Annotated in this window: 14 protein-coding genes and 1 pseudogene; 6 read left to right on the top strand and 9 right to left on the bottom strand. The window is 71.2% G+C overall.

Annotated features, from left to right (window positions below; all coding sequences use genetic code 11):
* The first annotated feature begins 8 nt into the window (after positions 1-8).
* Positions 9-1337: an ABC1 kinase family protein gene (locus AC2H4J_RS22795; protein ID WP_487467209.1), complete on the top strand. Its 1329-nt coding sequence runs from the start codon at positions 9-11 to the stop codon at positions 1335-1337.
* 17 nt (positions 1338-1354) lie between these two features.
* Here the strand turns inward: AC2H4J_RS22795 and AC2H4J_RS22800 are convergent, their stop codons facing one another.
* The 3 genes and pseudogenes from AC2H4J_RS22800 to AC2H4J_RS22810 form a co-directional block, all read right to left on the bottom strand.
* Positions 1355-1828 carry a hypothetical protein gene (locus AC2H4J_RS22800; protein WP_487467277.1) on the bottom strand — a complete coding sequence of 158 codons (474 nt, stop codon included), beginning with the start codon at positions 1826-1828 and terminating at the stop codon, positions 1355-1357.
* 64 nt (positions 1829-1892) lie between these two features.
* Positions 1893-2561 (bottom strand): annotated as a pseudogene (locus tag AC2H4J_RS22805) (ComEA family DNA-binding protein); the annotation flags it as partial.
* A 149-nt stretch (positions 2562-2710) separates the two neighbouring features.
* Positions 2711-3490 (bottom strand): SGNH/GDSL hydrolase family protein, encoded by a 780-nt coding sequence (locus AC2H4J_RS22810; RefSeq protein WP_487467210.1) that lies wholly within the window; start codon positions 3488-3490, stop codon positions 2711-2713.
* A 188-nt stretch (positions 3491-3678) separates the two neighbouring features.
* Between AC2H4J_RS22810 and AC2H4J_RS22815 the strand changes: the two genes are divergently transcribed.
* A complete protein-coding gene (locus AC2H4J_RS22815) occupies positions 3679-4086 on the top strand; it encodes a nuclear transport factor 2 family protein (protein WP_487467211.1) in 408 nt (135 codons plus the stop codon).
* A gap of 36 nt (positions 4087-4122) precedes the next feature.
* Here the strand turns inward: AC2H4J_RS22815 and AC2H4J_RS22820 are convergent, their stop codons facing one another.
* From AC2H4J_RS22820 to AC2H4J_RS22830, 3 genes are all read right to left on the bottom strand, one after another.
* Positions 4123-4524: a hypothetical protein gene (locus AC2H4J_RS22820; protein ID WP_487467212.1), complete on the bottom strand. Its 402-nt coding sequence runs from the start codon at positions 4522-4524 to the stop codon at positions 4123-4125.
* Between the two features lie 76 nt (positions 4525-4600).
* On the bottom strand, positions 4601-4771 hold the full coding sequence (locus AC2H4J_RS22825; RefSeq protein WP_487467213.1) for a hypothetical protein: 171 nt from the start codon (positions 4769-4771) through the stop codon (positions 4601-4603).
* A 125-nt stretch (positions 4772-4896) separates the two neighbouring features.
* Complete coding sequence (locus AC2H4J_RS22830; RefSeq protein ID WP_487467214.1) at positions 4897-6588, bottom strand: CocE/NonD family hydrolase; 1692 nt, start codon at positions 6586-6588, stop codon at positions 4897-4899.
* Between the two features lie 108 nt (positions 6589-6696).
* On the opposite strand from AC2H4J_RS22830, the gene AC2H4J_RS22835 reads away from it, so the two are divergent.
* Together AC2H4J_RS22835 and AC2H4J_RS22840 are read left to right on the top strand one after the other, a co-directional pair.
* Positions 6697-7341: a dihydrofolate reductase family protein gene (locus tag AC2H4J_RS22835; RefSeq protein WP_487467215.1), complete on the top strand. Its 645-nt coding sequence runs from the start codon at positions 6697-6699 to the stop codon at positions 7339-7341.
* Between the two features lie 87 nt (positions 7342-7428).
* A complete protein-coding gene (locus AC2H4J_RS22840) occupies positions 7429-8469 on the top strand; it encodes an NAD(P)-dependent alcohol dehydrogenase (protein WP_487467216.1) in 1041 nt (346 codons plus the stop codon).
* Between the two features lie 191 nt (positions 8470-8660).
* Here the strand turns inward: AC2H4J_RS22840 and AC2H4J_RS22845 are convergent, their stop codons facing one another.
* Together AC2H4J_RS22845 and AC2H4J_RS22850 are read right to left on the bottom strand one after the other, a co-directional pair.
* Positions 8661-9776 (bottom strand): thermonuclease family protein, encoded by a 1116-nt coding sequence (locus tag AC2H4J_RS22845; protein WP_487467217.1) that lies wholly within the window; start codon positions 9774-9776, stop codon positions 8661-8663.
* Between the two features lie 73 nt (positions 9777-9849).
* Positions 9850-10866, bottom strand: a complete 1017-nt coding sequence (locus tag AC2H4J_RS22850; protein ID WP_487467218.1) for an LLM class flavin-dependent oxidoreductase — start codon at positions 10864-10866, stop codon at positions 9850-9852.
* 58 nt (positions 10867-10924) lie between these two features.
* Here AC2H4J_RS22850 and AC2H4J_RS22855 point away from each other — a divergent pair, with 58 nt between their 5' ends.
* Positions 10925-12187 (top strand): ADP-ribosylglycohydrolase family protein, encoded by a 1263-nt coding sequence (locus AC2H4J_RS22855; RefSeq protein ID WP_487467219.1) that lies wholly within the window; start codon positions 10925-10927, stop codon positions 12185-12187.
* A gap of 53 nt (positions 12188-12240) precedes the next feature.
* Positions 12241-13146, top strand: a complete 906-nt coding sequence (locus AC2H4J_RS22860) for an HNH endonuclease (protein ID WP_487467276.1) — start codon at positions 12241-12243, stop codon at positions 13144-13146.
* Positions 13147-13415: 269 nt separating this feature from the next.
* Here the strand turns inward: AC2H4J_RS22860 and AC2H4J_RS22865 are convergent, their stop codons facing one another.
* Complete coding sequence (locus AC2H4J_RS22865; protein WP_487467220.1) at positions 13416-13904, bottom strand: hypothetical protein; 489 nt, start codon at positions 13902-13904, stop codon at positions 13416-13418.
* Positions 13905-13969 lie beyond the last annotated feature (65 nt).

The raw sequence follows: 13969 nt of genomic DNA on the forward strand, positions 1-13969 counted from the left end.
TTCCCGGCGTGGATGCGGGCCCACCCGGCAGCGGTCGGCCGCCGCGGGGACGGCTGGGCCGCGTCGCCCGGCTGGCCGCACTGCCCGCGGCACACCTCGGTCGTTCGGCCGTGGGGCTGGGCAAGCGGATCGGCGGCCGCCCGGCCGAGCTGGTCGCCGCGGAGGTGCAGCGACGCACCGCGGAGCAGCTGTTCGCCACGCTCGGGGAACTCAAGGGCGGGGCGATGAAGGTCGGCCAGGCGATGTCGGCGATGGAGGCGGCGCTGCCCGACCAGCTGGTCGGCCCGTACCGCGAGGCGCTGGTGCGGCTGCAGGAGGCGGCGCCGGCCATGCCCGCGTCGATGGTGCAGGAGCAGCTCGACCGGTCGTTCCCCGGCGGGTGGCGCGGGCTGTTCCGCGCGTTCGACGCACGGCCGGTCGCCGCGGCGAGCATCGGCCAGGTGCACCGGGCCACGTGGCACGACGGCACGCCCGTCGCTGTGAAGGTGCAGTACCCCGGCGCCGGTGCGGCGCTGCTCGCCGACGTGGACACGATGAAGGCGCTCACGCCGGTGATGCGCGTGGCCGCGCCCGGCCTCGACAGCCGGCAGCTCGTCGCGGTGCTGCGGGCGCACCTGGCCGAGGAGGTCGACTACACGCAGGAGGCCGAAGCCCAGACGGCGTTCGCCGACGCCTACCGCGACGACCCGGACCTGTTCGTGCCCGAGGTCCTGGCGGTCGCGGGCCAGGTGCTGATCATGCGCTGGGTCGACGGCACACCGCTGTCGCGGGTGATCGCCTCGGGCAGCCAGGGGCAGCGGGACCGCGCCGGGCTGCTGCTGGTGCGGCTGCTCGCGTCGGCCCCGGTCCGCGCCCGGCGACTCCACGGCGACCCGCATCCGGGCAACTTCCGAGTGCTGGACGACGGACGCCTCGCCGTCCTCGACTTCGGCTCCACCGAGCCGACGCCGGACGGCTGGCCGGCCCGGCTGGGGCCGCTGCTCGCCGCCGGCCGGGACGGTGACGCGGCGGAGCTGCACCGCATCGCCGCCTCCGCCGGGCTGCTGCGGCCGGAGGAGGTGACCGCGGCCGACCTGCTCGGGCTGCTCGACCCCTATCTGGAGCCGCTGCGCACGCCCACCTACCGGTTCACCCGCGCCTGGCTGCAGCAGCAGACCTGGCGCGCCTCCGACCCGTTCGGCGCCGTGGCTCGCACCCAGCGCCGGCTGACCGTCCCGCCGCGCCATCTCCTGCTGCTGCGCGTGGCCAGCGGCCTGGTCGGGGTGCTCTGCTCGCTGGAGGCGACGGTTCCGGTCGACGGCGAGGTCCGGCGCTGGCTACCCGGGTACGACGGCTAGCCCGGCGTCCGGCCCGGTCAGGGGCAGGACTCGCCGCGCTTCACCACCCCGAGGTCGATGCGCCCTTCCGCATCGCCGGTGACCTGCTGCCCGGGCGGGACGTTCTGGTCGCACACCAGCCAGTTCGAGTCCAGCACCTGGTTCCGGCTGCCGCGCAGGTCGTGGGAGACGCTGAGGAAGACCCCGTACGTCTGGACGAGGTCCTGCGCCGACTGCAGGTCCATGCCGACGAGGTCGGGCATCGCGAAGTCGACCCCCGTCTTCGCGGCCGCCGACGGTGCGGACGTCGTCGGTGCGGACGTCGTCGGCTGTGCGGTCTTGGGCGGTGAGGTGGTCGTCGGAGGAGCGGACGCCGACGTGGACGGACCGGGCGCGCTGACGACGTCGTCCGGCTGCGACCCCGCCCCGCCGATCACGGTGCCGAGCACGCCGATGGCCGCGAGTCCGCCCACGACGACGAACCACGACTGCCGGTAGAACGGCTGCGTCATCGTCGTCCCCGATCATTGCGGTCGGCGTGCAGAGGATCGCCCGCTCGCGTAGCTGGTCGGCGACGTACGGCGGCAGGGACACCTCGACGAACAGCTCGTCGAGGTTGAAGAAGGTGCCGCCGCGGGCCGAACGGTCGGCCACGATCGCCTCGGCGTGCACCGGGTCGATGCCGCAGACGTGCGCGATGACCGCGGCGGGCGCCGTGTTCAGGTCGATCAGGCCGCCGTCGTCGTAGCCGCGCCCGAGGTCGGGACGGCCGATGCCGAGTTCCTGGCGCAGCCCGGGGTCCTCGGCGAGAAGCCGCCGCGTCTCCTCCCGGCGGGCGCGCGCCTGGAGTGCACGGGCGACGGCCGGGTCGCTGTGCGCGGCCACCACTCCCCCGCCGCCGTACACCTCCCGGCGCAGCGGGCGCAGCTGCACGCACCCGGCGATCACGACGAAGAGGGCGCTCAGGCCGCCGATCGTGCTGAGCGTCTCGTTCGCCGACGTCCCGTCCGGCCGGTGCGGCGTGAGCGCCATGAGGACGACGAGGTAGACCCCGGCCACTGCGTACGCCAGCGCCAGGCGGCGGACGTCGCGGCGGGCGACCCGGCCGGCCGCGTGCCAGAACGGGATCGCGGCCAGGAACCCGAACGAGCAGATCGTGACGGCGTAGTACCACCCGCCCGCCCGCAGCCGCTGGAACGTCGTGGGCCTCCTGGGCAGGAGCACCTGCGGCTGCGGAACGGACATGGGGACCAGTGTGCGATGAGGGACGTCGATACGACGACGTCCCGGTTTCCCGGCGCGTCAGGAGTACGGACGACCTACATGCGCTCACCTGAGCATGCGTCCCAGAGGGGGTGTGATCAGCGCAGCAGGTCGCGGCAATCGTGGTCCTGTCAGAGGCGCACGCCGGCCGCGGTCATCGCCGCCTCGACGGCCTGCGCGATGGCCGCATGGCCGGCATCGTTCGGATGTATCCCGTCCGATGCGACGAGGTCCGGGTGCCCGGCTAGTGGCTGCCCGATGTCCAGGTAGGTGCCACCGACCCATCCCACCCCCTCCAGCACTGCCTGTCCGGCGTCTGCCAACTTCGCCGGGGCTGGCCCGTCGTCCCAGAGCGGGGAGGTGGCGGCGATCCCGGCGTCAGGGAACGCCGCGTGCAGGTCGGCGAAGAACCTGGCGACCGCAGCCGGGTAGTCCGGACCGAGTGAGGACAGATCGTTCCGGCCTCCGCTGACCACGATCAACACCGGCTTGGCGCTCGAACCCCGCGGGATCGCCTGCTCGTAGCTGGGGCACGAAGGTCGCCCACAGCCTCGCTGCGCTTCGGCGCCCGAAAGCGCGGTGACGTAGCCGGTACCACCGAAGGCGCGGTTGTCTTCCAGCCAGTGCTGTGACTGCGCGACGAGCGTCGTCCAACGCATCGCTCGTGTGCTCGCCCCCGCGCCGGCCGAGTACGAGTCCCCGAGGAACAGGACGCGCTGGGGTGCGCCAGCCGATGCCGATGCCCCCGACGCCGCCGCCGCTCGCCGGGCGAGGTCCGACTGCTCTGCGGGGGTCAGTGGGTCGGTCTGCGTGCGAGTCGCGGCGTACGCGCCGCCACCGATCAGCCACGCCGCACCGACGACCATGATGAGCACCGCCAACCGCGGTGGCCTCTCGAATCCCCGTGCCATGCGCGGGAGGCTAGGTGAGCCCGGCTCGGGTGGGGTGTGGATGCTGCTCGGCGAACCTCAGATGTCAGCGGCCCGGGCGACGTCGCTGCTGGTCGGGCGGCTGACGTGGACGGCGTGCGGGAGGGTGTTGACGCCGTCGGCTGTTGGTGGGTCGCTATGGGCGCGGGGGGACGACGACGGAGGCGTCCATGAACGCAACCCTGTCGAACCTGCTCGACGCGATGAACGCGCACGACGCCGAGCGCATGGCCTCACTCTTCGCGCCGGACTATCACAGTCAGCAGCCGGCCCACCCGGCCCGTGAGTACACCGGCCGGGACACGTTGGCATCCATCTGGGGCCAATTGTTCGAGCAAGTCGCCGACATGGAGTGCGAGCTGCTGTCGTCGGCCGACCACGGCTCGACCGCCTGGGCGGAGTGGTTCTGGCACGGCCACTACCCGGACGGCTCGCCATTCGAGATGCGCGCCGTCACGATCGCGGAGCTGACCGACGACGGGCGGATCGCGGGGCAGCGGCTGTACGCCGAGCAGGTCGAGCACGACGGCGCCGACATCGAGGAGTCCGAGCGCCGGCTCAGGGAGCCGGCGCCCTGACTGATCGCCGTTGGGCGCCCGGTCGAGCGCGGCAGGTCAACTGTTCGGTGTCTCGGCGACGGCAGTCACCTGATCCGCCAACGGGGCGTCCCGGCGGACGCCGTAGGCCAGCCAGGCCCGCTCCCGGGCTACGGCGGGCCCCTCCTCCCCGATCCAGCGGCATCCCGGGGAGCACTCCCCCGTGGTCGCGGAGACGACGAAGCACGTGACGTTCGGCCAGCCGGCGACGGCGCAGAACTGTCCGATGTCCGCCAGGACCCGCGACGCGGCGAGCGGCGCCAGGCCCGGCTGCACCTGCTCCGCGAATTCCCCGTAGGTGACCGGCCGCTCCCCGGTGCGGGCGAGGGCCTGCAGGAGTCGGAGCCCGTCGACCATTCGACGCTGCCGGCCGGCCGGCCAACTCATTCCGGCGAGATGGCGGGACAGGATCGGGTTCAACCAGCCTCCTCGCGCTCGGCCGGCAAGTATGCCTGTCGGTGATGCGCCTCCCCCGTGCAGCGGGTTGAGTCGTGGATCAGCGGGTCTGGTCGTCGCGCGGTGGAACGGCCGGCACGGCGGGGCGGCGGCGCGAGAAGCCGGGGTCGAACCGCTGGGTCATCTCCAGCTCGCGGCTGTCGGCAGCGGAGTGTCGTCCGGACACGGGCATCCTGAATTCGGCGGTCTCATCGACATAGTGCTTGGCCACGACGCCACCGTACGAAGCGGAACGCCGTCGGTGCGGGACCCGGCGAGGCGTTCCGGGCGGGTGGTGCGCGCGGGGCGGATGGGGTCGAGAAGTCGACTTCTCGACAGGTCGCCACGTGTCCAGGGTCAGGCCGCCGGCAGGGTGATGGCGGACGGCGTGGCGCTGCCGTGACAGATCCGGTGGGTCACCGGCACGCCCTGGGTTGCGGCGCCGAGCGGCTCCCCGGTGCCGAGGTTGCGGGCGTAGCGCGGATGGGCGCCGCCGGAGACCTGCAGCCGGATGCGGTGACCGGCCCGGAAGCGGTGCGCGGTGTCGGGCAGCGTCGTCTCGACCGTCCGCACGCCGGTCACCGGCTCCTCCCCCGGCGCGGGGTCGAGCCGGACCAGCCGGTCTGTGATGTTGACCGACCGGCCGTTCGGCGCGACGTCGCACAGCCGCAGGAACACGTCTGCGTAGGGGTTGTCCGACTCGAGGAACAGCCGGACGCGCGCCCCGCCTTGCAGCTCCACCGGCGTCCGCAGCGGCCCGGTGGTGAAGGTGCGGACGTCGTCGCGCGCCTCGAGCTCGGTGTTGTCGCGCTGTCCCGCGCTGTAGCCCAGGATCCGGCCGCCGACCGACGGCGTCGGGTCCGTCGGGTCGTAGCGGAAGGTCGTCGGCTCGCTCGTCTCGGCCAGCGCCTCGTCGGTCAGCCGGCCATCCGAGGCGAGGTACCAGGTGCGGTCGGCGGTGACCGGCGGCCAGTCGGGCATGGTCCGCCACGTGCGCGCGCCGGTGACGAAGACGCGCACCCGGCTCGTCCGCGGCGGGGCGGGCGGTGCGCCGTCCACCGGGAGGTGGGTGTTCAGCCAGGCCAGGCTCTCGGGCGTCGTCACCGCTGGGTCGATGCCCAGGTGCGCCCACGGGCCGACGGTGAGGCCGACGTCGACGCCGCGGTCGCGCTGGGCGGCGTACTGGTACAGCGTCTGCTCGACGAACCAGTCCTGCCAGCCGCCGATGAGCAGGGTCGGGACGGTGCTCGAGTGCACGGCGGGCGTGGCCCGGTAGCGGTCCCAGTACGGGTCGGAGAGGTCGGGGTGGTCCAGCCACTCGTCGAACCAAGGGGCCGGCGTGCCGCCGAAGCGCTCGGCCAGCCCCTGCAGCGGCAGTTCCGCCAGGTGCGGGGCCAGCCGCCGCTCCGCCATCGCCAGCCGGACGACCCCACGCAGGAAGCTGACCCGCTCTTGATGGGCGACGATGTCGGTCCAGATGGAGAGGTTGGTGAGCTGGAAGACGCCGTCGATCATCCCGGCCTGGGCGAGGTCGTGGGGGCCGATGTGCAGCACCATGGCCTTCAGCTCCGGTGGCGGGGCGAGCGCCAGGGCCCACTGCGTGTAGCCGAGGTAGCTGGGGCCGAGCGTGGCGAGCCGGCCGTCGAACCAGGGCTGGTCGCGCAGCCAGGCGACGGTGTCCTGGCCGTCGTGCTCCTCGTTGATGACCGGGGTGAACTCACCGCCGGAGCCGAAGGTGCCACGCACGCTCTGCAGCACCACCGCGTAGCCGCGCTCGGCGTAGGGCACCGCCATGGTCACAGCGGCCCCCGCGCCGCGGCCGTACGGGGAGCGCAGCAGCACCGTCGGATGCGGACCGGCCGACGCGGGCAGGTAGACGTCGGCCCGCAGGGTGGCGCCGTCGCGCATGGGGACGTCGAGGTCGTGCAGCACGGTGACCGCCGACGAGGGCGCCGGCAGCTTCCACCGTCGGCCGAGCGCGTCTGCGGCGAGACGGGCAGCGCGGGTGAGCGGCCGGCTCCCGTCAGGACGGCGGTCGAACGGGGGCACGGGCGCTCCAGGACAGTTCAGGCCGGGGATCGATGTGGACACTAGCCCGCCGATGAGTTCTGCTTCCTGCGGCGGTCGGACCCTCGACGACCATCCCGGAGGAGACCCGTGCAGCAGTTGTTGAAAGTGCAGAACTTGTTCCTGTCGAGCGACGGTTTCGGAGCTGGGGAGGGCCAGAGCCTGGAGACGCCGTTCGGCACGGCCAATCCCATGGAACTGGGCGGCTGGGCCTTCACGACGGCGAGCTGGCCCAACCGCACCGAGCCGGGTGGCAGCCGCGGGCTCGACGACTACTTCATCCGCGACTTCTCGCACAACATCGGTGCCGAGATCATGGGCCGCAACAAGTTCAGCCCCTACCGCGGGCCGCACGACCTCGAGTGGCACGGCTGGTGGGGCGACGAGCCGCCGTTCCACACCCCGGTGTTCGTGCTGACCCACCACCCGCGGCCGTCGTTCACGCTGTCGGACACCACGTTCCACTTCGTCGACGGCGAGCCGGCCGCGGTGCTCGAGCAGGCGCGAGCGGCCGCCGAGGGCAAGGACGTCCGGCTCGGCGGCGGGGTGACCACCGTCCGCGAGTTCCTCGACGCCGACCTCGTCGACACGATGCACGTGGCGGTCAACCCGGGGGTGACGATCGGAGCCGGCGTGCGGCTCTGGGAGTCGCCGGACGAGCTGCGCGACCGCTTCCACCTGGAGGTCGTCCCCAGCCCGAGCGGCGTGATCCACCACGTGTTCTGGCGCAAGTGACGGCAGCCCGCCGCCGATAGACCCTCCGCCGATCCGCGGCGAACCCTAGGGTCGGCGGCACGGCCTCCCGGCGACAGAGGAGCGGGCATGCGCGCGGTGCAGTACCGGACGATCGGCGGCGAGCCCGAGGTGGTCGACGTCCCCACCCCGGAGCCCGGCCCCGGACAGATCCGGCTGCGGGTCACCGCGGCCGGGCTGTGCCATTCCGACTCGTTCGTCATGGGCCTGCCGGAGGAGCAGTACGTCTACGGGCTGCCGCTCACCCTCGGGCACGAGGGGGCGGGTGTCGTCGACGCGCTGGGTGACGGCGCCACCGGCGTCGACGTGGGCGAGCCGGTGGCGGTCTACGGGCCGTGGGGCTGCGGGCTGTGCCACGCGTGCGCGCGCGGCGCGGAGAACTACTGCCCTCGGGCCGCGGAGCTGGGCATCGCGCCGCCGGGGCTGGGCGCTCCCGGCGCGCTGGCCGAGTACATGATCGTGGACGACGTCCGGCACCTCGTCCCGCTCGGCGACCTCGACCCGGTCGCCACCGTCTCCCTGACCGATGCGGGGCTGACCCCGTACCACGCGATCGCGTCCAGCCTCGGCGCGCTGCCGGCGGGAAGCACCGCCGTGGTGATCGGCGCCGGCGGGCTCGGGCACGTGGGCATCCAGATCCTGCGGGCGATCACCGGCGCCACCGTCGTCGCGCTGGACGTGAACGAGGAGAAGCTGTCGCTCGCGCGGGACGTCGGCGCCCACCACGTGCTGCTCTCCGACGCCTCGGCGGCCGGCGAGATCCGGGCGCTGACCCGCGGGGTGGGAGCGCAGGCGGTGTTCGACTTCGTCGGAGCCCCGCCGACCCTGGAGACGGCGCGGCAGGCGGTCGCGCTGAACGGCGTCATCCAGATCGTCGGGATCGGTGGCGGGCTGATGCCCACCGGCTTCTTCTCCACGCCGATGGGCGCCTCGGTGCGCGCGCCGTACTGGGGCACGCGGTCGGAGCTGATGGAGGTGCTCGACCTGGCGCGCGCCGGCGCGATCCACGTCGAGGTGGAGCGGTTCGGCCTCGATCAGGCGCCCGAGGCCTACCGCAGGCTGCACGACGGGGCGATCCGCGGCCGCGCCGTCGTCGTCCCCGGGGACTGATCTCGCCGTCTCCCTCAGCCCGCGGGACGCCAGCCGAGCGCGGGGCCGAGGTGAGTGGCAATGTCGGTGAGTAGCTGCACGTAGTCCGCGTGCTCGAAGCTGAACGGCAGGGCGCACTCGACATCGCGAGACGCGGCACTCGCCGGCACCTCAACAAATCTGCCGTTCCGCACATCCGGACCCTGGGCGGTTTAGCAAGGGATAGGCGTCCAGGTTTTGCCGCCTGGGGCATAACTGCGGCAGCCGGTGTAGCCGGTCGGGTTACCGGACCCGCTGTTGGTGGGCGCCTTTGTAGGTGATGCCGTCCGAGAGGCGGTGGAGGAGCGAGACGAGCCCCCGCTCGAGGGAGGGGACGACCGCCGCGCGGCTTGCGCCGCAGCTGCCGCGGCCGCCGCCTCCGCCTGGCGTTGAGCTTCCTCGGCGGCCAGCCGTGCGGCCTCCTCTGCCGCGCGCGCCTCGGCGTCGAGCTGCTGCTTTCGTGCCGCCCGGGCAGTGCCGTTCTCGGCCTTCGCCGCGCTTAGCTCGTGCTGAGCGCTCTCCACCTGGTACTTGAAGGCGCTCACCCGGCCCTCATAGGCGACCAGGGGGAAGGCGTGGACGTCACCATCGAGGACACGCTGAAGGGTCTTCGCCGCCGCCAACACGGCGACGAGGTCGGCCGTGTATGCGTCGAATTCGCTGAGGGTGGCGGCCTGAGCGGGTGCCTGGCCCATGGTCTCGGTCGCCGCAGCCTGAAGCTGCTCTACCTTCGCCGGAATAGTGCAGTCGAGCGTCGTCGAGTGGAGGCCACGACCGGCGCTCTGCGCCTCGGCCTGCGCTGCCTCGACGCGCGACAGGTACTTGGTGTTGGACCCGACCGACATGGCGACGCCGTAGCCGGCGCGGGCGATTTCGGCGTTGATCAGCTCGTTGCCGACAAACACCGCGGCCAGCTCGCGGTCGTAGCGGTCGTAAGTCTCCTTGTCCCGCTCAAGGCGGACTTCCGCACCCAGCGGAAGGCGATCCTTGAGCCAGTCAGAGGCCTCGGGGCCGAGGCACTCCACGGGCTTGTTCGGGTCGACCGACTCGGGAGTGTTGACGTTGAGCAGCCGGATGCGGTGCGTGTCGCCGGCGTATCGAACGTCGATGGTGTCGCCGTCGACCACCTTGGTCACCGTCGCCGTTGACGGCGTGTTGGCCATGGCGGCGTGAACGACGCCTCCCCCGCCAACGACCGCCACCACGGCGACCGCCGTCACGGCCTTGTGCGCACCCGCAAGGGCGAGCAGTGCCTTCACCATCGACTCCGTTTCCCACAGCAGATCCAAGCTGGGCCACGCTACGAGACGGAGGCGTCCGAATTAACGAAAACGGGCTGCGACACTCACTAAGAGTGACGTTTCACCCTCCCGCGTCTTTCCACCCGAGCGCGGGGCCCAGATGAGCTGCGATGTCGGTGAGTAGCTGCACGTAGTCCTCGTGCTCGAAGCTGAATGGCAGCGCGAAGACGACCTCGCGGACTTCGCGGAAGCCGGCGTGCGCGTAGAGGGCCTCGGCGATCTGCTCGGAGGTGCCGACCAGGTCCCTGGCGAAGAGCAGCTTGCCGGGACCCTGCGGGATGCCGATGCGGGCTTCACGATTCTTGACGTAGGCGGCGTACTTGGCGCGCTGCTCGGAGGTGGCCGAGTCGGTGGGGATGACGACGAGGCCCTGGGAGACGCGGGCGGTGTCGGGTGCGGCCTCGCGGAAGGCGCGGATGTGGCCGGCCTGGATCTCGGCGAAGTCGGTCGAGTCCTCGGCCTTGACCACGTTGCTGGTCAGGAAGTTCATGCCGTGCGCGCCGGCCCACTGCGCCGAGCGGGTGCTGCCGCCGCCGTACCAGAGGCGGTGCTGCAGGCCTGGCGAGTGCGGCTCGACCCGGTCGGACCACTCCTCGATCCCCTCGATGCCGCGGAAGGTGCCGGCCTGCTCGCCGCGGATGAACCGCAGCAGCCGCTCGACGCGCTCGTAGCTGAAGTCCTCGACGTCGGCGGTGTCGGGGTAGAGGGCGGCCTTGACGTCGTCCCAGTGCATCGGCGGCCCGACGCTGACGCCGGGGTTCAGCCGGCCGCCGGAGAGGATGTCGACGGTGGCGAGGTCCTCGGCGAGGCGCAGCGGGTTCTCCCAGCCGAGCGGGATGACCGCGGTGCCGAGCTGAATCCTCGTCGTCCGCTGCGTCGCGGCCGCGAGGACGGCGATCGGCGACGAGATGCCGTACTGGAGGTGCCGGTTCCGCACGAAGGCGCTGTCGAAGCCGAGCTGCTCGCCGAGCGCGATGACGTCGAGGGTGGTCTCGTGACCGGGGCGGGGATCATTCGCGTCGAAGAGGCCGATGGTGAGGAAGCCGAGCTTCTCCAACCGCGTTCCGGGTGCGGGCATGCTCGGCTCCTCGGGTCGATGTCCTTTCAAGTATTCACGGAGCTCTGGGAGAGACAGCGTGAGCCTGACCATGCACCGCTCGCACCGGGTGGCCGGAGCGCTGGTGGGCGCGGCTGTCGGCGACACGCTTGGCGCACCGTTCGAGGGTGCGCCGGGGGGCGAGTTCTCGCGGCGCTTCCCGGCGCCGGCGCGCGGTGCAAAGACGGAGATGTGTGGCTCCTCCCCCGGCGAGTTCACGGCCATCACGCAGACAACGCTGCAGGTGGCGTCGTCCCTCGTGGATCGCGGCGGGCTGGTCGAGGCCGACGTGACCCACCGACCCCCGCAGAGCACCAGCGGCTGGCAGACACCGGCGGCCATCTGGTTCTCCCGCTTCGGCCGCGAGGCATCCGTTGAGGGCGCCCGGCGTTTCGCTGCGGTGACCGGCGGCGATCCCGCGTCCGGTGAGGCCGGTGCGGTGTTCGCCGAGCTGATGCGCGTGGCGCTGGACGGTGGCGATGTTCTCGAGGCGATCCCTGCGGCTCTGTCGCTGGTCGCCTACGAAGAGCGAGACCGGGCGACGACAGTGCTCGCGCCGGATTGGACGCCGGATCAGGTGCCTGAGGCGGAGGGTTCGGCCAGGGCGACGCTTGGCCGGGCGGTGTGGGCACTGCGCGAGGGTCGCGACTTCGCCGAGGTGATGCGGCTGGCGATCGACCTGGCGGGCGACACCTCCGCGGTGGCGAGCCTGGCCGGTGGGTTGGCGGGAGCGATGTCCGGAATGGGTGGCATCCCGATGCGCTGGTCGTCGGCGGTGCACGGACAGGTTCAGGAGCTCGGCGACCGGCGGTGGGGTTTGGCGGACCTGCAGGAGCTGGCGGCGGCACTGGACGGCAAGCCGCTGCAGCACTACTCCCCCGGCGTGATCCCGCGGATCGGCCCGAAGGAAGTGCTACCGGGCATCTGGGCGGGGAACCTCGACGGCGCGCGATACAGCGACGAGGACTTCGCAGTGATCTCGCTGTGTCGGCTCGGCGATCCGTTTCCACACCAGGTGCACCGGATGGCCTACATCGCGGACAACGACTACAACGCGGACATCGACACCGTGCTGGACGACATCCTTAATGACATGGAGGCACTCCGCGCAGAGGGCCACCGCCTTCTGGTGCACTGCCACGGCGGCGCCTCCCGCACCGGCCTCGTCCTCCGCGCGTGGCTGATGCGCGCGAGGGGGATGCCGGTAGACGAAGCGACTGCGCGGATCGCCGACCACTGGCCACACTTAGGCCTCTGGAACGCCAGCTTCAACGCCGCCCTGCAGCGACGACGTGCCCATTGACCGTGGCGTGCAGCGCCGGTGGCCAGCCAGGGTGGTAGAGACAACCCGTGGCGATGGCGCTGAACGACTCACAAGTCCGCACAGCGATGTTTGACTTCCTGCGCGATCTCACGGCTCGCCACCCCGAGGGCCTTCCTTCGTCCCAACTCAATACGTTCGTTATCGCCGGTCGCCCACTCAAGCTCGTCGTGCAACCAGGTATTTGGAAGCCCGCCGAGCTCGACGGCGCCTTGACCATCAGAACGACTTATACGGCGCCCAACCAGTTGCCCCCTTACGAGGACGACATCTCCGCTGGCGGACTAGTCAAGTATGCCTACAGAGGTACCGACAGCAGCCACTCAGACAACCGGGCCCTTCGGACCGCGATGCGCGAGGAACTTCCGCTCGCCTACTTCATCGGCGTAGCGAAGAGCGTGTACCAGGCCCAGTTTCCGGTTTACGTGGTCGGCGAGGAGCCGGAGAACCACGCCTTCCTCATCGCGGTAGATGAGGCACAGCGCCTTGTAGACCCCGCACTGGTCGCCGCTCTTACTCCGGATCGGCGCTCGTATCTGGAGCGGCTCGTCCGTCAGCGCCTTCATCAGCCGGTGTTCCGGGCGCGGGTTCTTCAGGCTTACGAAACGCGCTGCGCAATCTGCCAGCTCCGGCATCCGGATCTTCTCGATGCCGCCCACATCATCCGAGATGTGGATGAGGGAGGTCTTCCTGTAGTTCCGAACGGCCTTTCCTTGTGCAAGATCCACCATGCTGCGTACGACCGGAACATCCTCGGAGTGACGCCGGACCTGATCATCAAGGTTCGCCGAGACGTGCTGCGGGAAGTCGACGGACCTATGCTGCAGCACGGCATCCAGGCGATGGAAGACGTTCGACTGACCGTCCCCCGTCAGCGAGCCGCACAGCCCGACCGAGACAAGCTCGACCGGCGCTACCAAGAATTCCTGGCAGCCAGCTAACTCGTCACGTGGATCGCCAACAACATTGCCGGGCGGCCGCGCCTCACCCTCTGCTCGGCCAACGACCAGGAAGCCAAACCCTTCTCAACCGGCGGGCGTGGCGTGGTACGGCCAGGCTCTGGCTGATCAGGGCGTCAAAGTGATGGTGGTTGCCATCCGGAAGCCGTTCGCGAATCGGTTCTTCAAGCACCGCAGCGCCAGTACCGACGAGGCCGTGGACGGCAGCGCTGCAACCGCCCGAGATCAATCGACCACCCAAGATCGAATCCTCACGTCGGCGGCAGCTGACGATGCCGTGGGCGTAGTCGGTTCCACAACTCATGCTCCTCGAGAGCCTGAAGGACACGGTCCTCCAGCACGATGGCACTTCCCTTGTCCGCGGTGGTCGTCCACGCGACGTGAATGTTGGCCCACGCCAATGCCGCCCGCGCCCAGTCCTTGGTCCGCTCCTCGAACCCTTGTTCAAGCAAATGCAGGCGCTGTCTGACAAAGGTTCGGTCGGCCAGCGCACGGTCCAAGGCGGCCTCGCCCAGGCCACTGACCGCTCCGCGACCACGCGCGTAGATGCCGAGCCTGCCGCGCAGCCCCGGCTGGCTCGCGGCTCGTTCACCGGCATGGCCGACGTAGAGCAACTCCCCGGCGGCACCGCGGCGGGCAAGATAGACGCCGGGAAGCTTGGGCGCTTTTAGTGCCGCGTCTGCCAGAGCTCCCCATGGCGACCACGGCGCCAGCGGTGTGACGATGTCGATCGCGTCCAAGGGACTCCCATCTTGACGGAGGTCCGGACGGCCCGATGGCGTCGCTCCGGCGGCGCGCCACGACT

It is taken from the genome of Blastococcus sp. OS1-29 (assembly GCF_057628075.1).

Excerpts from the sequence above, each read along its gene's own strand:
- AC2H4J_RS22800 (WP_487467277.1), bottom strand. The coding sequence starts at position 1,828 with ATGACGCAGCCGTTCTACCGGCAGTCGTGGTTCGTCGTCGTGGGCGGA.
- AC2H4J_RS22810 (WP_487467210.1), bottom strand. The coding sequence starts at position 3,490 with ATGGCACGGGGATTCGAGAGGCCACCGCGGTTGGCGGTGCTCATCATG.
- AC2H4J_RS22815 (WP_487467211.1), top strand. The coding sequence starts at position 3,679 with ATGAACGCAACCCTGTCGAACCTGCTCGACGCGATGAACGCGCACGAC.
- AC2H4J_RS22840 (WP_487467216.1), top strand. The coding sequence starts at position 7,429 with ATGCGCGCGGTGCAGTACCGGACGATCGGCGGCGAGCCCGAGGTGGTC.
- AC2H4J_RS22850 (WP_487467218.1), bottom strand. The coding sequence starts at position 10,866 with ATGCCCGCACCCGGAACGCGGTTGGAGAAGCTCGGCTTCCTCACCATC.
- AC2H4J_RS22860 (WP_487467276.1), top strand. The coding sequence starts at position 12,241 with ATGGCGCTGAACGACTCACAAGTCCGCACAGCGATGTTTGACTTCCTG.